Consider the following 19,851-nt stretch of genomic DNA (forward strand, 5'->3'; position numbering starts at 1 on the left):
GTTCAGGCCTTCGACGAGACGACCAGATCTGAGAGGAGGCCGCGGGCCTTCTCGGCGAGTTCGTCGCGGATCAGACGCATCCGCTCCTCGCCCTCGATCCCGCGGTCTGACGGCTCGTGGATGCTCCAGGTCTCGATGGTCCCGGCCATCCCCGGCGCGGGCTCGACGACGGCCTCGTCGCCGATGACGACGACGCGGTCCACGGTGCGCAGCAGGGCCGGGTCGATCGGCTTGGGGTGCTCGCCGGCCATGCTCGCCCCGACCTCCGCGACCGAAGCAGCGGACAGCGCATTGAGCGACGCCCCTGGGGCCGTGCCCGCGGAGTAGACCTCGACGGCGTCGCCGGCGATCTGGCGCATGAGGGCGGCGGCCATCTGCGACTTCCCGCCGTTCTTCTTGCAGACGAACAGCACCGCCGGCACCTGCCCGCGTTCCTCCTGCTCGGCGGGCGCGAGCAGTTCGTCGACCAGCTTCTCGATGCGGGCGCGGATCTCGTCTCGGATCGGGCGGACGGCGTCGATGCCCTGGCCGGCGGGGTCGTCGAGGGTCCAGTCCTCGTAGCGCTTGCCGGGGTAGAAGGGGCAGGTGTCGCCGCAGCCCATGGTGATCACGACGTCGGAGTCCTGCACCGCTTCGGTGGTGAGGATCTTGGGCTGCTCCGCGGCGATGTCGATGCCCACCTCGGCCATCGCTTCGACGGCGACCGGGTTGATCTGATCGGCGGGCATCGAGCCCGCCGATCGGACCTCGATGCGGTCGCCGGCGAGGCGGCGGAGCCAGCCGGCGGCCATCTGGGAGCGGCCGGCGTTGTGGACGCAGACGAAGAGGACGGAGGGCTTCGGATCGGTCATGTTCGGTCCTGTTCTTTCAGTCGGTGAGGGCGGCGATGAGCGTGCGGACGCGGCGCTCGATGTCGTCGCGGATCGCTTCGACTCCTTCGGGCGAGGCCAGGGCGGGGTCGCCGACGGCCCAGTCCTCGTAGCGGACGCCGGGGATGATCGGGCAGACGTCGCCGCAGCCCATGGTGACGACCACGTCGGCGGCGCGGACGGCGTCGTCGGTGAGGGGCTTCGGGAAGGCTCGGTCGGCTTCCTGCCCGCCCTCGATCTCGGCGAGCAGCGACCGGACGTGCGGGTGCACGTCCGCCGCCGGCGTCGACCCCGCCGAGCGCGCGATCACCCTGCCTCCGGCGAGCCGGTTGACGATCGCCGCGGCCAGTTGGGAGCGGCCGGCGTTGGCGACGCACACGAACAGCACCTGCGGCCGGCCTGCCTCCCGGTCTCGCGTCAGGTCGGCCAGGCGCTGGCGGGCGAAGCGCTCGGTGAGCGGGATCATGTGCTGGGTGAGCTTGGCCGAGCGGGCGAGGCCCGCGTAGGACTCGCGCACGATCGCGATCACGAGGTCGCGGTCCAGGCCGGCCGTCTCGTCGGCCAGCTCCTCGCCCAGGCGGGTGACCCGGCCGTCCATGTCCGGCAGCGTCTGAGCGCGGGCCTCCGCATTCTCGGGGGCGTCGGCGACCGCGGCGGGGGCGAACGCGTCGAGCAGCGCGGAGACGGCGCGCCGCCTCGCCGGGGCGATCCGGTACCAGACCCAGGTGCCACGGCGCTCCGACAGCAGCAGCCCGGTCTCCTTGAGCACCTTCAGGTGATGGGAGACCGTCGGCTGGGACACGTCGGCGAGCTCGGCGAGATCGCACACACAGGACTCGCCGCGGGGATCGGTCGCGATAGCGGACAGCATCCGCAGCCGCAGCGGCTCCGCCAGCGCCTTCAGCGCGCCGGCCACGGTCGTCGCGGCTTCCTGGCCGATCGCGTGCGTCGTGGACGGCGCGCAAGCCTCGGAACCGGTGACGGCTTCGGCGGTGGTCATGATGCACTCGATTCGGCGTAGGGGTCGGTGCGGAACCAGGCCTTTGCGCCCCAGAGGGACACGTAGACGAGGCCGACGAGCACCGGCACCTCGATCAGGGGCCCAACGACGCCGGCCAGCGCCTGCCCGGACGTGGCACCGAACGTGCCGATGGCGACGGCGATGGCGAGCTCGAAGTTGTTGCCCGCCGCGGTGAACGCGAGCGTGGTCGACCGGGCGTAGCCCAGGCCGAGGCCGCGGCCGAGCAGCATCCCGGCCAGCCACATGATCGCGAAGTAGGCCAGCAACGGCAGCGCGATCCGGGCGACGTCCAGCGGGTTGGAGGTGATCGCCTTCCCTTGCAGGGCGAACAGCAGCACGATCGTGAACAGCAGGCCGTAGAGCGCCCACGGCCCGATCACCGGCAGGAACTTCTCCTCGTACCAGTCCCGTCCGCGGCGCTTCTCGCCGATCCACCGCGACGCGAACCCGGCGACGAGCGGGACGCCGAGGAACACCAGCACGTTGAGCGCGATCTGCCCCACCGACACGTCCAGCCCCTGCGTGTCCAGGCCCAGCCAGCCGGGCAGGACAGTGAGGTAGAACCAGCCCAGGACGGAGAACATCACGACCTGGAAAACCGAGTTGATCGCCACCAGCACCGCGGTGGCCTCGCGATCCCCGCAGGCCAAGTCGTTCCAGATCACGACCATCGCGATGCACCGGGCCAGGCCGACGATGATCAGCCCGGTCCTGTACTCGGGCAGATCCGGCAGCAAGACCCAGGCGAGGGCGAACATGACCGCCGGGCCGACGAGCCAGTTCAGCACCAGCGAGGAGACCAGCAGCTTCCTGTCGCCGGTGACGGCGGCGACCCGGTCGTAGCGGACCTTCGCGAGCACCGGGTACATCATCACCAGCAGCCCCAGCGCGATCGGCACCGAGATCCCGCCGACCTCCATCCGGGACAGCAGCCCGGACAGCCCCGGGACAAGACGGCCCAGCAGCAGGCCGGCGACCATCGCCAGGCCAATCCAGGCGGGCAGCCACCGATCCAAGGTCGAGAGCCGTCGGGTCGCCGGGGACGCAGCGGTCACTGCTTGATTAGACATGCCTCTATATTGAAGCGCGTCGAATCAAATGGCAAATCGCTGCGCGTTCTGGTCGGCAATCTGCCTTGCGCGTGGAGCGGCAGGGCATCTGGTGACGGCATCCTCGTGGGCGTGTGCCCGGCTGCCGTGTCCGCGCCGGCTCGTCGTGTCCGCCAGCGCCGTTCCCGAGCGGCGTCTCGGCGAGACGCGGGCGGTCATCGATCCGCGCCGGCTGCTCGGCGTCGGTGTGCCGCTGGGTCCTGTGCGGCCCGCGTGGTCCGGGACGGACGGCAGTCGGCGTCCTGGGTTCGGCGGTGCGCCCCGGCTATTGCGGCCGCGGCGACGGCCAGGACGACTGCGATCCCCGCGGCGACGGTCCAGGGGCTGCGCAGGTGGCCGCCGATCCCGGCGAGCGCCCCTCCGGCGAGGACGAGCGGCAGTCCGCAGCAGAGCACCACGAAGAGAACCGCGCCGTCCGCCATCAGCAGCCCGCCGCCCGGTCGATCATCCGGTCGGCGCATTTGTCTTGCATTCTCGTGGCTGGGTCGTGATCAACAGCATGGGTGGACGTTGCGTCCGCCGGTGGCCCTTTCGGGGCCGTCCAGGAAAGCGGAGGCGAGTGCGGAGCCGAGCCAGTGGGCTTCTGCGACGGTGACGACCTGGCCGTCGGGGTGCTCGGCGAGCCATTCCTCGGCGTCCTCGGGCGAGGCGAAGTAGTGCACCTGGTTGCAGAAGGAGGAGCGGATCGAGGCGAAGCGCTCGGGGTCGATGAGGGACACCACGGCGGTGGCGGGCTCGACGCGGGTGACGCCTGCGGCGGGGTCGACAGTCACCCGGACGGTCTGGCCGCTGGTCGGCGAGGTCGACTCGATGCGCGCCGGGCGTGCGAGCAGGGCTGGGAAGGCCAGGGTGTCCAGGGCGCACCAGGTGTACAGGTCGTTCCCGTCGACGGCGAACCGGTGGACGGTGGGGCGCAGGGTGAGGCCCTGGCCGACGATCCGGTCCTGTTCGTCGTACTCGGTGTCGGGGACGAGCGCCAGGCCTGCGCGCACGTCGTCCTCGCTGCGGCCGGCCGCGTCGGCGAGGTCCTCCACCGCGAGTGGATGCCCTTCGACGAGCAGCCTCAGCAGCGGCACGAGCAGGCCGGCGTCGAGCCCGGACTCCTCGGTGCGGACGAGCCGGTCGGCCAGGCCTCCTGCCAGGTCGGTGGTGCGGTCGGTCATCGCGATCTCCTCGGATCTGTGATCGGTGGGCTGGGCCCCGTGCGCGCTCACGCGCAGCACGACAGGAGCGACGGATCGGTGGTGAAGGCCCTGGCGGCGATCCGGATGCCCTCGGCCATGGTCAGGTAGGGGGCCCAGGCGTCGGCGACCTCGGCGACGGTCTTGCCGAGCACGTGGACCCCTGCGGCGGCGAGCTCGCCGGCGTCCTTGGCGACGGCGGTGATGCCGAGGATCTTCCCGGTGTCGGCGTCCACAACGATCTTGACGAAGCCGCGGCTGTCGCGGTTGACCAGTGCGCGGGGAACATGATGCAGGGGCAGGACGCGGCAGTCGCAGCGGATCCCTGCGGCGACGACGTCCTTCTCGGTCATCCCGACCGCGCCGATCGCAGGGCCGGTGAACGTGACCCTCGGCAGCCGGGCGTAGTCCACGGCCCGGTCGGCGTCGGCGAACGCGTTCTCGGCGACGAGGGTGCCGTGCTGGGCGGCGACGTAGACGAACTCGGGGTGGCCGGTCACGTCGCCCGCGGCCCAGATCCGCGGGTGGGAGGACTGCATCCGGTCGGAGACGACCACCTCGCCGAGGTCCCCGGTCTCGACCCCGACCGCGTCGAGGCCGAGCCCGTCGGTGGCTGGTCGTCGCCCGAGGGCGAGGAGCACTTGGTCGGCGCGGAACTCCTCCCGGCCGCCGGCGACGTCGGCGGTGACGAAGGCCTGCCCGGTCGCGGCGTCCCGCGACACCCGCGTCGGCAGCGCACGGCGGACCACCCGGATGCCCTCGTCGGCGAACACCTCCTGCAGCGTCCTGGACACCTCCGGCTCCTCCTTCGACGCCAGCCGGGACCGCACCAGCACGGTGACCTCGGAGCCGAGCCGGGCAAACAGCTGCGCCTGCTCCAGGGCGACGTAGCCGCCGCCGATCACCAGCAGCGACTCAGGGACCTCCGTCAGCTCCATCGCCGTGGTCGAGGTCAGGTACCCGGTCTCGTCCAGACCGTCGATCGGCGGGGCCCACGGCCGAGCGCCGGTCGCGACCAGGTAGTGCCCGGCCTCGATCGTCTCGGTGCTCCCGTCGTCCCCGGCGACCTGGAGGACCGGTGCGTCGGGGGTGCCGGCGAACGCGGCGTCGCCGCGGCGGACGGCCCACCCGTAGGAGTCGGCGACGTCGGCGTACTTCTCGCCCCGCAGCGACTCGACCAGCGCCTGCTTCCCGGCGATCAGGGCGGGCATGTCCACCGGCCCCGCCGTCGTTTCGATCCCCGGGAACCGGTCGGCGGCGTCGGCCGCGGAGTGCCGTGCGTCGGCCGCGGCGATGAGGGCCTTCGACGGCACGCAGCCGGTGTTCACGCAGGTGCCGCCGAAGGTCCCGCGCTCGATCATCACCACCGACTTGCCGAGCGTGGTCGCGCGGATCGCGGCGGCGAACGCCCCGCCGCCCGATCCGATGATGGCGAGGTCGTACATGGTGGTCATCCCGGCTCCCTGTCGATGCTTGGACTTCTGGTCCCTGCTCAGCCATGCTGGACCTTCCAGTGCAGGGGAAGGTCAAGAGGACTTTCCGCCGATCGAAGAGGGGATGCGAGATGCGCATCGGGGAACTCGCAGAGCGGGCGGGCACGACGGCGAAGACGCTGCGCTTCTACGAGGAGCAGGGACTGCTTCCCCCGGCCGAGCGGACGCCGTCCGGATACCGCGACTACGCGCCCGAGACGGTCGCCCGGATCGACTTCGTCCACCGCGGCCAGGCCGCGGGCCTCACCCTCGCCCAGATCCGCCAGATCCTCGACATCCGGGACGGCGGCCACGCGCCCTGCGAGCACGTGCGCGACCTCCTCGATGCACGCCTGGCCGAGATCGAGCAGCAGATCGCCCAGCTCGCGGCGCTCCGAGACACCATCGCCGGGCTCAGGAACGACGCCGCGAAGCCCGACCTCGACTCGTGCAGCCCGGACCAGGTCTGCCGGTATCTGTGAGTGCTGCGCCGATCTCGCCGTCGTCGCCGGCCGGACCACCGTGCCGATCGGGCCGGCAGGCACTGGAGATGGACGATCTCGGTGAACCATCCGACTCGCCGCCAGCCGAGGCTTCATCGTCCTCGTGCGTCGCGGGCTGAGCCGTCCGCGGCGGAGAGCCGGTCAGTGGTGTCCGCGCTCTGCCGGCTCCGGGGAGCCGCCCATCATGCGGAGCATGCCGGTACTGCCGGTGCGGAGGAACACGGTCAGCAGGGCGGCGGCGAGTGCCAGGAAGGCGATGTTCAGCCAGGTGGTGTAGTTCCAGCTGATGCCGGTCTCGGCGACTGCCAGGTTCCGGTCGTGCGGGACCATGCCGAGCGGGCCGAAGATCAATTCGACGAGGTATCCGGCGACGACCATCGCGGCGTAGAAGACCAGGCAGATCCGGGACGTGGCCTTCCAGCCGTAGTACTTCTTGTAGATGAGGATGATCGGGATGATGATCAGGTCGGCGAACAGGAAGCTGACCACGCCGCCGAAGCTGATCCCGCCGTTCCACAGCACCGCCGCCAGCGGCACGTTCCCGACCGAGCAGACGAAGCTGACCACGGCCAGCAGTGGCCCGATCAGCGGGCCCAGCACGAACGAGGCGACCGGGTCTTCGGTGAAGAACACTGCCTGCAGCCAGGCCTTGGGCACCCATGCGGCGAACGCGCCGGCGATCAGCAGGCCCAGCACGATGTCGCGGAGCACGGCCGCCCAGTCCATCACGAAGTAGCGCGAGACCGCGGTCACGCCGTCCCGGGAGAGCAGCCGGGCCCAGAATCCGGCGTCGCCCTGGACGGACATGTCCATGGCGGCGTGGCCCTCCATCGACCCGGCGAGCCCCTGCTCGGCCTGCCGCCGCGCCGCCTCGACGATCCGGCCGCGCATCCAGAGCCTGAATCCGAGCGCGACCAGCACGATCATGATCGGGCCGCCGACGAACTCCGCGGCGGTGAACTGCCAGCCCATCACGAACCACAGGACCAGCCCGAGCTCGAGCACCAGGTTGGTCGAGGCGATCTCGAAGGCCATCGCCGCCGCGAAGTCCGCGCCCTTGCGAAACAGCGCCCGGGCCAGCGCGACCGCGGCGTAGGAGCAGGACGAGGACGCCGCGCCGAACAGCGCGGAGACCGCGATCGATCTCGGCGAGTCGTCGGCCATCAGCTGCGTGACGCGCTCCTTGCGCACCACCGCCTGGATGACGCCGGACAGCATGAAACCGAGCACGAGGGGCCAGAGGATCTGCCAGCCCATCGAGCCGGCCATCGCCAGCGCGTCGACGACTGCGCTCAGGACGTCCATCCGGATTCCTTCCTCCCGGCAACACGGTCAGCGACTGTTCGGCCATCCGGTCCCGTACCCGGACGCGGCCCGTCCACGCGCGGATTGCGCCGAGCTGCCTGAGAAACCGGGACGACGATGCTGGTGGCGCATCGGCGTCGCCGCGGCCAGCGGCTGGCCCCGAACACCTACCTAGCCGATACTGAGACCAGCGAGCTGCTCAGGGGTGCCGGTGACGACAAGGCGCAGGTCGGCGTGGTCGTCGTCGATCTGCCAGTCGACGAACGAGCAGCAGGCGCTCTCGGTCGCGACCAGGTCGCGCAGCCGCCGCGCTGAGTCGTCGGTCCGGGCGTAGTGCACGACCAGTCTGGCCTCTCCGCGCTCGACCTCGAGGAGGTAGTCGTCGTCGAAGGCTCGCCACCTCTCGAGCTGCTGCTTGCCCGCGGTCGGCGCGAGCGCGCAGGCGATCGGCAGCCCGCCCAGCGGTCCGACCGGCGACTCGAGCCCCGTCACCGCCGACGTCGGCGCGCGACCGATGGCTGCGCGCAGCTGATCGACGGTCGGCGACCCGGCCAGCCCGGCAGGAGTGCGGAACACCCGGCAGGCGAGCCCGACCGGTGTGTGCTCGTCGGCGAAGGGGTCGACGCCGTCGACGAGGACGGTCGGGGACCCGTGGAACTCGAGGCGGGCGGCGTCGTCGGCGGTCTCGACTCGCTGATGCGCGACGCGGACGTCCGATCGGCCGTCGAGGGCCTCGGCGAGCCGCCGGTCGATCACCTCCCAATTCGGGCACCCGTCGAAGTACTGCAGCGTGATCTCCAACATCTTCTCCTCTCAATCCTGTCTGCGGCTCGGCAGCCGTCGTCAGCTCCGCTCGCCAGCCTCTTCGGAACTGAGCCGTGCCGAAGAACTCGGGGAGTCTTCTGGCGATGAGCCGTCGTGGAGCATCAGGAACGCCCCGGTGACCGCGCCCACGACGATGACGATGTCGGCGACGTTCCCGATGAACCAGTCGCCGTAGGCCAGGAAGTCCACGACGTGGCCGCGGGCGAAGCCGGGGGCGCGGAAGAGCCGGTCCCCGGCGTGCGAGGCCGCCGCACCGCCGACGGCACCGATCACGACCACCCACCGAAGACGCCGGACACGGAACGCGAAGACGACCGCGGCGACCGCGGCCGCGACAGCGACCAGCGCGAACACCCAGGTCGAGCCCTCGCCGAAGGAGAACGCCGCACCGGGGTTGTACGCCAGCTGGAGTCCCAGCAGCTCGCCGACGAGCGGGATGCGCTCCTGCGTCGAGAGGGTGGCCTCAGCCCATGCCTTGGTCCCTTGGTCGACCAGGACGACCAAACCGCCGAGCAGGAAGGTCCCCGCTACCAGGAGCGTCCGCCTCGGACCATGAGCGATCCGGGCAGTGGACCCGCGGACCGCGTCCTTCGCCCGCATCAGCCCGCTGCCTGAGGCTTGCGGGCACGCGCGGCGCGCAGCCCGTTAGCGATGACGACGACCTCGGCGACCTCGTGGACGAGGACGACCGCGGCCAGGCCCAGCACGCCGGTGATGGCCAGCGGCAGCAGCACGGTGATGATCGCCAGGGACAGCACGATGTTCTGGTTCATGATCGCCCGGCCGCGGCGGGCGTGGCGCAGCGCCTGCGGGATGAGGCCGAGGTCGTGGCCGGTGAAGGCGACGTCGGCAGACTCGATCGCGGCGTCGGAGCCGGTCGCGCCCATCGCGATGCCGACGGTCGCCCCGGCCAGGGCGGGGGCGTCGTTGATGCCGTCGCCGATCATCGCCGTGGGCGAGGCCTCGGAGAGCTGGGCGACGATGCGGGCCTTGTCCTCGGGCCGGAGCTCGGCGTGCACGTCGCCGATCCCGGCGAGCTGCGCTAGCGCGTGCGCGGTGCGGGCGTTGTCGCCGGTGAGCATGCTCACCTCGACGCCCTGGGCCCGCAGCGTGTGCACGACGTCGGGGACCTCGGGGCGCAGCTCGTCGCGGACGCCGATCGCCCCGGCCAGCCGGCCGTCGACGGCCACGAGCACGCAGGTCTGGCCCTCGGCCTCCAGCTCCTCGACCCGGGCCTTGAGCGGCCCCGCGTCGATCCAGCGGGGGCTGCCCACCGTCACCCGGCGGCCGTCCACCAGGCCGCCGATGCCGTGCCCGGCCTCCTCGGCGACGTCCTGCGCGGCGGGGGCTCCCTGGCCCGCGGTGGCGATGGCGGCGGCGAGAGGGTGCGTCGAGTGCTGCTCCACGGCCGCGGCCCAGGCCAGCACCTGGGCGTCGTCGAAGCCGTCGGCGGCGACGACGGCGGTGACCTCGGGCCGGTTGCGGGTCAGGGTGCCGGTCTTGTCCACGGCGAGGTGGCGGATGCCACCGAGGCGCTCGAAGGCTGCCCCGCTCTTGATGACGACGCCGAACTTCGTCGCCGCCCCGATCGCGGAGACCACGGTGACGGGCACCGCGATCGCCAGCGCGCACGGGCTGGCGGCGACGAGGACGACCAGGGCGCGGGTGATCCAGGTCTCGGGGTCGCCGAGCAGCGATCCGAGCACGCCAACCAGGACGGCGAGGACCATCACCCCGGGCACCAGCGGGCGGGCGATCCGGTCGGCGATCCGCGCACGCTCGCCCTTCTCGGCCTGGGCCTGCTCGACCAGCTCCACGATGGTGGTCAGCGAGTTGTCGGTGCCCGCCGCGGTCGCCTCGACCTCCAGCACACCGGCGGTGTTGATCGCGCCGGCGGAGACCGCGTCATCGGGGGCGACCTCGACCGGGATCGACTCGCCAGTGATCGCCGAGGTGTCCAGGCTGGAGCGGCCCGCGCGGACCAGCCCGTCGGTCGCGACCCGCTCGCCGGGGCGGACCAGCAGCACGTCGCCGACGGCGATCTCCTTCGCCGGGATCTCGACCGAGGCGCTGTCGCGCAGCACGGTCGCGGTCTCCGGCACGAGGTTCAGCAGCGCGCGCAGGCCGCCGCGGGCGCGGTCCATCGCCTTGTCCTCCAGGGCCTCGGCGATCGAGTAGAGGAACGCCAGCGCGGCGGCCTCCTCCACGTAGCCGAGGATCACCGCGCCGACGGCGCTGATCGTCATCAGCAGCGCGATCCCCAGCTTCCGCCTGACGAACAGGTTCCGCAGAGCGCCGGGCACGAACGTGTACGCGCCCAGCAGCAGACCCGCCCAGAACGCGGCCAGTGCCGCGATGTGCATCCCCGACCACTCCAGCACCAGGCCGGTGCCGAACGCGACGCCGGAGAGGATCGGCACCACCAGTCCCGGGTCGCGCCACCACGAGCGCTCGGTCTCCTCGGCCTCCTCGGATGGGCTGGTGGTCGGCTCGTCGCAGCCGCAGGCGGCGCTCACGAGGCGTCCCCCGAGCCGGTCACGGCGCAGCAGCCCGGCACCGAGCAGTGCGGGTCGATGCACGGCGCGCTCTCGTCCACCGCCAGCGTCACGTCCACCAGCGTCGTCAGCGCCGCGGCCAGGTGCGGGTCGGCGATCTCGTAGCGGGTCTGCCGGCCGTGCGGCTCGGCGACCACGATCCCGCAGTCGCGCAGGCAGGTCAGGTGGTTCGACACGTTCGAGCGCGTCAGGTCGAGCTCGCGCGACAGCACGGCCGGGTGGCTCGGGCCGCCGAGCAAGGACATCAGGATCCGGGAGCGCGTCGGGTCCGCCATCGCCCGGCCGAGCCGGTTCATGACGTCAAGGCGCGAAGCAATGGTCAGCATCCACTGAACTATACAGCAGTGGCTGACCTATCATGGCCTGGAGCGGTCGTTGACCGCCACCGAAGGCGTGAGCATTTCCTCAAGTCTGGCCAAGCCAGCATTCATCGATGTTATCGAACCGTTATTCTCTAGCGGTCCGGTCATTCCCATCCCACGAGGAGTTCTAGCCGAATGAGTCCCGACGGTCGCCAGCGGCGAAGCCTCGGTCAGCTGCGAACCCGCGTCGGCGAGTTGCGCGCGGGCACCGCAGCAAGAGCTGGCCGAGCCCTGGATCACATCGGACGGGACAGACGCAGCTGGATCCGCCACGGCATTGCCGCGGCCGCCATCGCAGGACTCGGCCTTGCCGGCGCTGGCGCGGTCGCCATGACCGGCGTTGCCCATGAGGCGAACCCTGCGGTCACCGGAATCTCCAGTACGGCTGGCGCGCCCGATGACGCGGGCTCCACCGGGCACCGGGCCGACACCTCTGGCCGGTCGCGCGCGGGCCTTCGGGAGGCAACACGCAGTGGTCAGCGCAGCGATACCCAAGGCAGCGGCAGTAGCGAGGAGCAGAGCACGGGCCAGCCTCTCGACGGCACCGTCGACATGGCGGCGCGCCGGGCAGCCCAGAAGAACAGCAAGGTTGTCGACACCGGCCAGGAGGACACGCGGGCGGAGGAGGCTGCCCGGCAACGATCAGAGGCGTTGAAATCCGACGCCGAGAAGAGCCGCAAACTATCGGGAACGCTCAGCAAGGAGCAGCGTCAACAGCAGATGCGAGCGGCCCAAGAAGCTGACGCGGGCAAGGGCAATGCATCCTCCGGTAGCACGGCGGTCGGCCGGACCGACTCGGCATCGAGCGACAACGGCTCCGACAGCGGTACTGCCGATCTCGGCAGTTCAGACACTGCAGGCGGCACGAGCAGCGGGGGCGGGGCATTGCCGATCGCCAAGGGAAGTTACAACATCGTCGCCACGTTCGGGCAGGTCGGATCCTGGTCGCGCTATCACACTGGCGTGGACTTCGCTGCCCCGATCGGGACACCGATCAGAGCGACAGCCGATGGGGTCGTCACCAACGGCGGTACCGGTCCGGCCAGCGGTTGGGCGGGCATCTACGTCAGCATCAAGTTCCCCGACGGGAAGCAGATGCTGATGGCGCACATGGCGTCGGCCGCGGTCCGCACCGGGCAGCGGGTTGCCGCCGGTCAGGTCATCGGCCGGGTGGGCATGACCGGCCGGACGTTCGGCCCGCACACACACCTGGAGCTGTACCCCGCTGGCGTCACTCCCGGCGATGTCTACCGGACGGTGAATCCACTGCCTTGGTTCACTGCGAAAGGCTTGAAGCCGTAGGGGCCCTGAAGCGGCCGGGTGTCGTTTTGAGACGGGTCGAGCTCGCTGGTGGTGCCGCGGTAACGGCTGAGTCGCTGTCGTACCCCAGGGGTATCGATGTCAACCGTTCGCTTCTTGGTTAGATGCCTGCGTAGGAGTGGAGCCCGGAGAGGAGCAGGTTCACTCCGATGAAGTTGAACCAGAAGACGGCAAGCCCGAGCAGGGCGATGACGGCGGCCCGTCCGCCCTTCCAGCCGGCGGTCGATCGGGCGTGGAGGTAACAGGCGAAGATCACCCAGGTGACCAGCGCCCAGACCTCCTTGGGGTCCCATCCCCAGTAGCGGCCCCAGGCGTACTCGGCCCAAACTGCTCCGGCGGCGATGGTGAACGTCCACAGCGGGAAGGCGAAGGCGAAGAGCCGGTAGGCGATCACGTCTATGCGGCGCGAATCGGGGAGTCGGAGGAGGTAGCCCTTCTCGGTTCCCTTGTCCTCGGCCCGCTTCTTGATCAGGTACAGGATCGAGATGGCTCCGCCGATGTTGAACGCTGCTCCGCTGATCGTCGCGGCAGTGATGTGGATGATGAACCAGTAGGAGTTCAGCGACGGCACCAACCCGGCGACTGCGACGTAGAACACGGTCACTGCCAGGCCGTTGCCGACGGTGGCGACCATGGTGATGGGCAGGCCGAGCCAGCGCATCCCCATCTTGGCCAGGACCAGGTAGCCGGCGACGATGATCACCATCGCCATGGTGGTGAACTCGAACATGTTGCCCAGCGGCCAGCGGTGAGCGGCGATGCCCCGGGCGGTAATGCCTGCGATCGCGCAGGCCAGCCCGATCAGGGTGAAGGAGATGCCCATCCGACCGAACATCTCGGTCTTCTGCTGCGGAATCGGGTCTCCGTCAAAGGGTTCATCGTCGACGTCGACGTCGCCTTCGGGCTCGAGGGTCGGTGAGTCAGGCGTGGCTTGGGCGGCGGTCCGGGTGATCGTCAGGGTGGACGCTGAGGCCTCTGATGCGCGGCTGGTCGTTGCGCGTGCGTCGGGGCGGGTTCTGGTCTCGATGTCGTCCGCTGCCTCGCCCTTCCGCTTGCCGGTGGTGCTTCGGGCGGCGGTAATTTTTCGTGCGGCTGCCCATTCGATGCTGTGCATGGTGAGGGCCAGGGCGTAGATCACGGTCGCGGTGACCAGAGCGAGGTTGGAGAAGTAGTCGATCGTCATGCCGTCTCCTTCGGTGATTGGTTGTCGGTGGTCGGATCGGGCTCTGCCGGTTCGTTCCCGTGCCCGGGTGGGGTCTGGTTGCGTGAGCTCGTTTGCAGGTCGAGGCTGTTGACGAGGGCTTCGACGTCTTCGGTGAGTCCCGTTCGGGCGTCGGCCCGGTCGAGTCCGGCGATCTCGAGGAGGTTGTGGCCGTCGACCCGTCGGATCCGTGCCCAGATCCGCCGGGGCCGGATGAACAGCGAGAAGCTGAGCCCCAGCACGGCGGTTCCGATAGCGACGATCGTGATGGGTGCGCCGGGGGAGTCGCCGACCTGGATCTTGATCCAGCGCTGCACCCCGTCCAGCTGGATGGATCCTTGCCCGTTGGGCAGCTTTTGGATGTATCCGGGTCGGAGGATGAACCGCAGCGGCTGTTTGGGGTCCTTCGGGTTCATGATCTGGGTCATGCCGCGGGTGTCGAGCGAGTAGACGCTCTGGGGTTGGCCGGTCTCGGCGGTGGGCTTGCCCGACCAGGCGTTCAGGAACAGTTGGGGATTCAACGCGTCGGGGAACACCGAGCGGGGCCCGGAGCCGTCCACGTAGGCGCTGGGCAGGAAGAACCCTTCAAAGCCGAGTTTGCGAGGCCTGGCGTCGGGCGCACTGATCGCCCCAGCGGAGGTGAAGTTGCCGTCCTGCGGCAGGAAGATGACAGGACCGGAGGAGACGACGTTGCCGTCGCCGTCCTTCACCGTCACGATCGGTGCGTATCCCCAGGCGATCAGGTGGACCTTTTCGCCGCCGGCCAGGTTGAGCGGATGGTTGACCCGCAAGGTTTCCTGGCGGGGCTTGTCTCCTGGACGGTCGGTGACAGTGACTGCGGCGTTGAACTCCCGCGCGGCCCCTCGCTGGACGTTGCCGGTCTCGAACTTCACGTCGAAGCTGTCGACCTTGATGCTGAAGGGGGTCAGAGACGATTGCCGGAACAGCGGGCCGGCCTTGAAGTCGTCGTATTGCACCAGGTCATTGGTGAAGCTTTCGCCTCCCACGACCAGCGCCCGGTCGCCGCGGAAGCTGGTCAGCCAGACCACGGCCACGCCGAGCAGCAAGAAGACCAGGCTGATGTGGAAGGCGAGGTTGCCCGCCTCTCGCAGGTAGCCCCGCTCGGCCGCCAGTGACCCGTCGGGGTGCTGGGTGACCCGGTACCGCCTGCTTCGCAGGTTGTCGCGCAGCCGGCGCAGGATGGCAGCATCGGTCGGGGCCGCGCTGTCGCCGGCTTCGGCTGCGGTCAGGTCGGCGGAGGCGTAGGCGGGCAGACGATGCAGGTATCGCGGTGTGCGGGGCGGCTGTGCTCGCACGGCCCGGAGATAGACCCCGGCCCGGGGGATGATGCAGCCGATCAGGCTGATGAACAGCAGGATGTAGATCGCGGAGAACCAGGGCGAGGTGTAGACGTTGAAGAGTCCGACCTTGTCATAGATCGGTCCCAGCGTCTTGTGCTGGTCGAGGAAGGACTTGACTCGCACCGGCGATATGTTCTGCTGCGGCACCAACGATCCGGGCACCGCGGCCAGTGCCAGCAGGAACAGCAACGCCAGCGCCGTCCGCATGGTGATCAACTGCGTCCACAGGAACCGCAGCCCGCCGAGGAATCCGATCACCGGCGCATTGGAGGAAGTCCTGCGAGTGGCGGGTTCGGTGGTTGCGATGCCCGCCGCGTCGGGATCGGCTCGCGGGCCAGGTGCGGCATCGGATCTGCTGGTGGGGCGGAGATCATTCATTGGCGTCGAAGGCGAAGCTCGAGGGCGGATTGTCGGTCGCGTTCCGGGGGCCGTAGATCAGTGAGATCTGGCGTCGCTCGCCGAGTTCGATCGTGGCGGGGTCGCCGGTGAACGGTTTGCCGTCCACGTAGGCGCGCAGGCTGTCGGTCTTGTTGTTGGTCAGGCCGCCGATGCCTTGGCCGTCGAGTCGCACGTCCCACTCGGCGAACAGCTGTCCGAGGGTGTATTTGCCGTCGGTCTTGTGTGACTCGACGTGCAGGACGCCGCGTTCGTCGTGGGTGTGCAGCTCCGACATCGAGCCGGTCTTCGCGTCGACGCCGATTGCTCCCGGTAACGCGAGCGGCTGGCCGTTGACGGTGATGTCCAGATGGGAGTGGAAGTGCGCGGCGGTGCCTTCCATGTTCGATGCCTGCAGACCGGCGGCCTCGGCCAGGCGGCCCGGATCGGCCGGGAGCCCCCACGGCGGCAGATCGCTTCGCCCCTTGGTGCCGGCCACCGGCCCAGCGGCGTTGGGTGCTGATAGTTGCCGGGCCACCAGCCAAATGCCGATGCCGAGGGCACCGGCGACGATGACCGCGGTGACCCCGACCAGGAAACGCCGCCGCGTTCGGGCGCGGGCCTCCTGCCGTTTCATCTCTGCCAACCGGGCGCGGGCGCGCGCGGATCCGGGTTCGCGATTGGTCGATGCACCGTGTCGATGCTTGTTCTTCGATCGCTTCTGATTCACGTTCCTGTTTCCTGTCGTGCTGGAGAGTCTGAGGAGCTTGTCTGACTGCTCAACCGGGCGCGCAGTGATCAAGCCGGGTGTGCAATTGATGGGCCGAGGAGCGGGACGAATTGCTGGGGCTCACCGCAGCCTGCTCATGGCCCGGGCGGGTGGGGTCAGATCCGAAGAATCGACAGCTCTATGAGACTGGGAGCCGGTCGGCGACGCCAATGTGCGACGGCTCCGATGGCCGATCCGATGCTGCGGGCTCGGCAATGCCACCATCGACCGGGGGTTCGCCCACGAACGATCACGGCCACCGCCAGCAAGACGATGGTCATGACGCAGCCAGCGGCGGCGATGCAGCCCATCGGACCGGTCGGTCGGTCATGCGATGAAGCCGCCAACGAAGGGGGCGCGCAGCTGGGACAGCCGCTCAACGGTTGTCGAGTTGCTGGATGTCGACCGGGTGGGTTGCTTGCCGTGACTGGAGCATGAATCGGCTGCGCGTCGGGTGGCACGCGGTGCACCGACGAATTGCTCGGCGGCACGGGTTCGGCTGACGTCAACACCATCGGGTGCATCAGCGCGAGGCTGACCAGCAGGGCGAGGCCGGTCGCGCGGGAGACGCTCATTCCTCCGACACCTCCGGGCTGGCGAGCTCGCTTTCCCAGAGCTGGAAGTCGTCAGAGGTGTCTTCGGTGCTGCCATCCGCCCTCCGCAACCAGATCATCGACACGGCGCAGACGGTCAACAGCGTCGCGATCGACGCCACAGTGACGGCACCGCGACGCCAAAGGTCCACAAGTAGCAGGCAGGCGCTCCAGGCTCCGGCCACCTGGAGCAACCCGGGAAACACTCGTGCAGAAGGGCGCGTCCGTACGCAGCCCAGGCCGGTCGCCACCATCAGAACCGCGGTGCAGATCAGGCTACTCACGATCATCATCACGCTCCTGCCGCTCTCGACCGGCGGGCGCGGCCACGCCCGACCGTCGCCGTGAGGCAGCCGCTCAGCGCGAGGAGTGCGAGGCCACGCTCCAGCCAGGGGGCGATCCGCACCGCCGGGGTGATGTTGGTGCGCAGCGGCATCGTCACCACGGTCGAGGCGGCGGTGCGCTCACGGGACTTCCACTGCGCACGGCCGTCCCGGCCGATGAAGCCGGAGACTCCGTTGGTGGTGGCGACGGCGATCTCGCGGCGGGTCTCCATCGCTCGTGCCCGGGTGATGGCGAACTGCTGGTCGACCTGGCCGGTCCCGACGTAGGTCGCATTGTTGCTCTGGACCAGGAAGAGCTGCGCACCGCCGGTGATCACGTCGTAGATCGTGTCGTCGTAGGCCAGCTCGAAACAGATCGCATCCCCCACGATGACCGGCTGCTCCGGGCCGCCGGCCAGGCGGAGGGGGACCGGGAGTGCGCCGGGCCGGGTGCCTGGCACCGACTGTGCTCCGACCAGCTTCAAGATCGGGAACAACGGCAGCAGTCGGTCACGGAAGGGGATCCACTCGCCGAACGGGACCAGGTTGCGCTTGTCGTAGCGGGCCACGATGCCCCGGCGGGGGTCCCACCACAGGCCGCTGGTCTGCCGCTGGTCGACGCCGGGGCCGGCCATCACCGCCCCGGCGAAGATGGGAACCCCGGCAAGCTCGGTCGCGGACTGCAGCTGGTCGCGCGTGATCGGGTCAACGGTCGGGTCGATGTCGGTGGAGTTCTCCGGCCACAGAACGAAGTCGGGCCGGGCGATCCGTCCCTGGTCTGCGGCGTTGATCAGTCGGCGGGTCTCCCGGACATGGTTCGCGGTCACGGTGCGCATCCGGCCCAGCGCTTCGATCCCTTTCCCCGGAACGTTGCCCTGGACTATGCCCACACGAGCCTTCTGTGCAGGGGCCGGCGGGCCGGGATTCCACCCGGACAGGGCCAAACCCGTGCCCATCACGATCGACCAGGTCGCCAATGCCGGTAGCGCTGTCCGGGCCACCATGCTGCGTGTCAGCGGTCCGTGCGACCGCCGTGCCCGGATGATCTCGATCGCCAGCCAGCCGACGCACTGGGCCAGCAGAGCCACCGCGAACGACACACCTACGGTGCCGATGAAGGGCAGCAGTCCGGCCAGCGGGGCATCCACTGCGGTGTAGGCCAGACGGGTCCAGCCGAAGCCGCCGAACGGATAGCGCGCGTAGACGTACTCGACGCCGACCCAGGCAGCAGCGGCGATCACCGGCCAGGACCGGAGCCGCCCGATGATCGCCAGCGCGAGGCCGAGCAGCCCGAAGAAGACGGCCTCGAATCCGATCAGGCCCACCACACCCAGGTAGGCGGCCGCGCCGCCGCCGACGATCACCCGGACCCAGCCGATCGCCACCAGGAGCAGCGCCACCCCGAACACGTATCCGACCGCGAACCCGCGCCGAGGCGGAACCGCGTGAACAGCCACCGACAGTCCCGCGACGCCGAGGAAGCCCAGCGGCCACAGTGCGTACGGCTGAAACGCGAACCCGACTGCCAACCCGGACAACGCGGCCAAGACCAGCCGACCCAGCGACTGAATTATCTGACCGCCGCGGCCCCGGGTGGATGAGGAATCCACGCAGGTCACAGAAATGTCGGTAGCAGCATCGTCAACGTGACAGGCGGCACCGCGGGTGGAAGTCGCGTCATCGCGTCGGTAGATCACCGCGGACCCCCGCCGGCACGCTCGGCTGTGCCGGAGTCGTGCTCCGGCGTGGTGGGGTGATCGAGCGCGGATGGCTCTGATTGGTCCAACGCAGCGAAGGAATCGGAAGCGGGGACGGGCGGCGTTTCACCAGCTCTGCTGCCCGGCCGCTCGCCGACGACCGACCGGTCACCCTCGACGACCAGCTCCCGGCCGGGCTTGTTGCGGAGCAGCCAGAGCAAGCAGAGCAGGGCGGCCAGGAAGACGATGCCCGAGACGTAGTCGTTGAGCCGGAACGGGCCGAGGTGATGCGCGGGGTCGATGCGCAGGCTCTCCACCCATGCTCTGCCGGCGGTGTAGAACATCACGTAGAGCATGAACGCCTTGCCGTGGCCCAGCCGGAACCGACGGTCGAGCGCAATCACCGCGATCGCCACCGCGACGTCCCAGATCAGCTCGTACAGGAACGTCGGGTGGAAGGTGGCGTACTGCTCGTAGCCGACGGGCCGGTACTGCGGGTCGATCTTCAGCGCCCATGGCAGGGTGCTCGGCCGACCGAAGAGTTCCTGGTTGAACCAGTTGCCCAGTCGGCCGACGGCCTGCGCGATGGCCACCCCCGGGGCGAGAGCGTCGGCGAGCGCCCAGAATCTGATCCGGCGTCGGCGCGCGACCAGGTAGCCGCCGAACGCTCCGAGCGCGACACCGCCCCAGATGCCCAGGCCGCCGTCCCAGATGAAGAACGCTCGATACCAGGTGCGGCCCGGTCCGAAGTAGAGCTGGTAGTCGGTGATCACGTGGTAGAGGCGGGCTCCGACGATGCCGAACGGAACCGAAACCAGGGCGACGGTCTCGACCGCGTCGCGGCTGCCGCCTCGGGCGATCCACCGTCGGGTGGCGACGATCGTGCCGATGATCACGCCCGCGATGATGCACAGCGCGTATGCCCGGATCGGGAGTCGCCCGAACAGCAACCATTCCCTCCACGGAGGGCTCGGAATGAAGAACAACGGGAGCGTGTGACCGATCATTGA

The 19,851-nt window shown here is 69.8% G+C and carries 18 protein-coding genes and 1 pseudogene; 2 read left to right on the top strand and 17 right to left on the bottom strand.

Annotated features, from left to right (window positions below; genetic code table 11):
- Window positions 1–2 precede the first annotated feature (2 nt).
- The 6 genes and pseudogenes from GGQ54_RS17145 to merA form a co-directional block, all read right to left on the bottom strand.
- Window positions 3–422 (bottom strand): arsenate-mycothiol transferase ArsC, encoded by a 420-nt coding sequence (locus GGQ54_RS17145; protein ID WP_265078031.1) that lies wholly within the window; start codon window positions 420–422, stop codon window positions 3–5.
- 33 nt (window positions 423–455) lie between these two features.
- Window positions 456–851 (bottom strand): annotated as a pseudogene (locus tag GGQ54_RS17150) (arsenate reductase ArsC); the annotation flags it as partial.
- A gap of 16 nt (window positions 852–867) precedes the next feature.
- The gene (locus tag GGQ54_RS17155) at window positions 868–1,869 is read right to left on the bottom strand and encodes a metalloregulator ArsR/SmtB family transcription factor (protein WP_029144374.1); all 1,002 of its coding nucleotides are present in this window, start codon (window positions 1,867–1,869) and stop codon (window positions 868–870) included.
- Window positions 1,866–2,960 (bottom strand): ACR3 family arsenite efflux transporter, encoded by a 1,095-nt coding sequence (arsB, locus tag GGQ54_RS14270; protein ID WP_036283238.1) that lies wholly within the window; start codon window positions 2,958–2,960, stop codon window positions 1,866–1,868. The genes GGQ54_RS17155 and arsB overlap by 4 nt, the downstream gene beginning before the upstream one ends.
- A gap of 530 nt (window positions 2,961–3,490) precedes the next feature.
- Window positions 3,491–4,162 carry an organomercurial lyase MerB gene (gene merB, locus GGQ54_RS14275; protein WP_094459170.1) on the bottom strand — a complete coding sequence of 224 codons (672 nt, stop codon included), beginning with the start codon at window positions 4,160–4,162 and terminating at the stop codon, window positions 3,491–3,493.
- A gap of 47 nt (window positions 4,163–4,209) precedes the next feature.
- On the bottom strand, window positions 4,210–5,634 hold the full coding sequence (merA, locus tag GGQ54_RS14280) for a mercury(II) reductase (RefSeq protein WP_029144372.1): 1,425 nt from the start codon (window positions 5,632–5,634) through the stop codon (window positions 4,210–4,212).
- Between the two features lie 110 nt (window positions 5,635–5,744).
- Between merA and GGQ54_RS14285 the strand changes: the two genes are divergently transcribed.
- Window positions 5,745–6,134 (top strand): heavy metal-responsive transcriptional regulator, encoded by a 390-nt coding sequence (locus tag GGQ54_RS14285; RefSeq protein ID WP_029144371.1) that lies wholly within the window; start codon window positions 5,745–5,747, stop codon window positions 6,132–6,134.
- Window positions 6,135–6,296: 162 nt separating this feature from the next.
- On the opposite strand, the gene GGQ54_RS14290 is transcribed toward GGQ54_RS14285, so the two are convergent.
- From GGQ54_RS14290 to cmtR, 5 genes are all read right to left on the bottom strand, one after another.
- The gene (locus GGQ54_RS14290) at window positions 6,297–7,460 is read right to left on the bottom strand and encodes a permease (protein ID WP_029144370.1); all 1,164 of its coding nucleotides are present in this window, start codon (window positions 7,458–7,460) and stop codon (window positions 6,297–6,299) included.
- Between the two features lie 171 nt (window positions 7,461–7,631).
- Window positions 7,632–8,264 carry a hypothetical protein gene (locus tag GGQ54_RS17160; protein WP_229118921.1) on the bottom strand — a complete coding sequence of 211 codons (633 nt, stop codon included), beginning with the start codon at window positions 8,262–8,264 and terminating at the stop codon, window positions 7,632–7,634.
- Window positions 8,265–8,303: 39 nt separating this feature from the next.
- Window positions 8,304–8,789: a signal peptidase II gene (locus tag GGQ54_RS14300; RefSeq protein ID WP_218843875.1), complete on the bottom strand. Its 486-nt coding sequence runs from the start codon at window positions 8,787–8,789 to the stop codon at window positions 8,304–8,306.
- A gap of 95 nt (window positions 8,790–8,884) precedes the next feature.
- Window positions 8,885–10,801, bottom strand: coding sequence for a heavy metal translocating P-type ATPase (locus tag GGQ54_RS14305; RefSeq protein WP_094459169.1), 1,917 nt, complete (start codon window positions 10,799–10,801; stop codon window positions 8,885–8,887).
- Window positions 10,798–11,166 carry a Cd(II)/Pb(II)-sensing metalloregulatory transcriptional regulator CmtR gene (gene cmtR / locus GGQ54_RS14310; protein WP_029144367.1) on the bottom strand — a complete coding sequence of 123 codons (369 nt, stop codon included), beginning with the start codon at window positions 11,164–11,166 and terminating at the stop codon, window positions 10,798–10,800. The genes GGQ54_RS14305 and cmtR overlap by 4 nt, the downstream gene beginning before the upstream one ends.
- A 171-nt stretch (window positions 11,167–11,337) precedes the next feature.
- Between cmtR and GGQ54_RS14315 the strand changes: the two genes are divergently transcribed.
- Window positions 11,338–12,504, top strand: a complete 1,167-nt coding sequence (locus GGQ54_RS14315) for a M23 family metallopeptidase (RefSeq protein WP_084515719.1) — start codon at window positions 11,338–11,340, stop codon at window positions 12,502–12,504.
- A 118-nt stretch (window positions 12,505–12,622) separates the two neighbouring features.
- Here GGQ54_RS14315 and ccsB read toward each other — a convergent pair whose 3' ends face one another.
- The 6 genes from ccsB to lgt form a co-directional block, all read right to left on the bottom strand.
- On the bottom strand, window positions 12,623–13,705 hold the full coding sequence (gene ccsB / locus GGQ54_RS14320; protein WP_029144365.1) for a c-type cytochrome biogenesis protein CcsB: 1,083 nt from the start codon (window positions 13,703–13,705) through the stop codon (window positions 12,623–12,625).
- Entirely contained in the window at window positions 13,702–15,291 is a 1,590-nt protein-coding gene (resB, locus tag GGQ54_RS14325; RefSeq protein WP_229119008.1) for a cytochrome c biogenesis protein ResB, read from the bottom strand. The genes ccsB and resB overlap by 4 nt, the downstream gene beginning before the upstream one ends.
- Window positions 15,292–15,454: 163 nt before the next feature.
- Window positions 15,455–16,189, bottom strand: a complete 735-nt coding sequence (locus GGQ54_RS14330; protein WP_179445990.1) for a hypothetical protein — start codon at window positions 16,187–16,189, stop codon at window positions 15,455–15,457.
- 610 nt (window positions 16,190–16,799) lie between these two features.
- Window positions 16,800–17,117, bottom strand: a complete 318-nt coding sequence (locus tag GGQ54_RS14335) for a hypothetical protein (RefSeq protein WP_179445991.1) — start codon at window positions 17,115–17,117, stop codon at window positions 16,800–16,802.
- Window positions 17,114–18,841, bottom strand: coding sequence for an apolipoprotein N-acyltransferase (gene lnt / locus GGQ54_RS14340; RefSeq protein WP_169566226.1), 1,728 nt, complete (start codon window positions 18,839–18,841; stop codon window positions 17,114–17,116). Before lnt ends, GGQ54_RS14335 begins: the two co-directional genes overlap by 4 nt.
- Window positions 18,838–19,848, bottom strand: coding sequence for a prolipoprotein diacylglyceryl transferase (gene lgt, locus GGQ54_RS14345; RefSeq protein ID WP_051191552.1), 1,011 nt, complete (start codon window positions 19,846–19,848; stop codon window positions 18,838–18,840). The genes lnt and lgt overlap by 4 nt, the downstream gene beginning before the upstream one ends.
- Between the last annotated feature and the right edge of the window lie 3 nt (window positions 19,849–19,851).

It is taken from the genome of Naumannella cuiyingiana, assembly GCF_013408305.1.
Taxonomy (GTDB): domain Bacteria; phylum Actinomycetota; class Actinomycetes; order Propionibacteriales; family Propionibacteriaceae; genus Naumannella; species Naumannella cuiyingiana.

Bases quoted from the DNA above. Each gene is read 5' to 3' on its own strand.
- GGQ54_RS17155 (WP_029144374.1), bottom strand. From the start codon at position 1,869: ATGACCACCGCCGAAGCCGTCACCGGTTCCGAGGCTTGCGCGCCGTCC.
- arsB (WP_036283238.1), bottom strand. From the start codon at position 2,960: ATGTCTAATCAAGCAGTGACCGCTGCGTCCCCGGCGACCCGACGGCTC.
- merB (WP_094459170.1), bottom strand. From the start codon at position 4,162: ATGACCGACCGCACCACCGACCTGGCAGGAGGCCTGGCCGACCGGCTC.
- merA (WP_029144372.1), bottom strand. From the start codon at position 5,634: ATGACCACCATGTACGACCTCGCCATCATCGGATCGGGCGGCGGGGCG.
- GGQ54_RS14285 (WP_029144371.1), top strand. From the start codon at position 5,745: ATGCGCATCGGGGAACTCGCAGAGCGGGCGGGCACGACGGCGAAGACG.
- GGQ54_RS14290 (WP_029144370.1), bottom strand. From the start codon at position 7,460: ATGGACGTCCTGAGCGCAGTCGTCGACGCGCTGGCGATGGCCGGCTCG.
- GGQ54_RS17160 (WP_229118921.1), bottom strand. From the start codon at position 8,264: ATGTTGGAGATCACGCTGCAGTACTTCGACGGGTGCCCGAATTGGGAG.
- cmtR (WP_029144367.1), bottom strand. From the start codon at position 11,166: ATGCTGACCATTGCTTCGCGCCTTGACGTCATGAACCGGCTCGGCCGG.
- GGQ54_RS14315 (WP_084515719.1), top strand. From the start codon at position 11,338: ATGAGTCCCGACGGTCGCCAGCGGCGAAGCCTCGGTCAGCTGCGAACC.
- ccsB (WP_029144365.1), bottom strand. From the start codon at position 13,705: ATGACGATCGACTACTTCTCCAACCTCGCTCTGGTCACCGCGACCGTG.
- resB (WP_229119008.1), bottom strand. From the start codon at position 15,291: ATGCGGACGGCGCTGGCGTTGCTGTTCCTGCTGGCACTGGCCGCGGTG.
- lgt (WP_051191552.1), bottom strand. From the start codon at position 19,848: ATGATCGGTCACACGCTCCCGTTGTTCTTCATTCCGAGCCCTCCGTGG.